This is a genomic window from Pseudomonas sp. SIMBA_067, from assembly GCF_046534675.1.
GTDB lineage: Bacteria > Pseudomonadota > Gammaproteobacteria > Pseudomonadales > Pseudomonadaceae > Aquipseudomonas > Aquipseudomonas putida.
In genome coordinates this window covers 1-248 of record NZ_JAWRYH010001050.1, presented here as the reverse complement: position 1 = coordinate 248, position 248 = coordinate 1, and the positions used below count along the sequence as shown (strand labels likewise).

Below are 248 nucleotides of genomic sequence, written 5' to 3'. Positions count from 1 at the left end.
CTATTATCTCTGGCATGGGTGAACTTCACCTTGATATCATTGTCGACCGTATGAAACGTGAATTCAGTGTTGAATGTAACGTTGGTAAGCCGCAGGTTGCATACCGAGAAGCTATTCGTTCAACTGTTGAAGTTGAAGGAAAGTTTGTACGTCAATCAGGTGGTCGTGGTCAATATGGTCACGTCTGGCTTAAACTTGAACCGATGGATATTTCGGATGATGAAGCCCCAATTTACGAGTTCGTAAAC

At 43.1% G+C, this 248-nt stretch carries 1 pseudogene; it reads left to right on the top strand.

Annotation, left to right across the window (positions count from 1 at the left end):
- Positions 1-248, top strand: a pseudogene (gene fusA / locus SB765_RS32430) (elongation factor G); the annotation flags it as partial.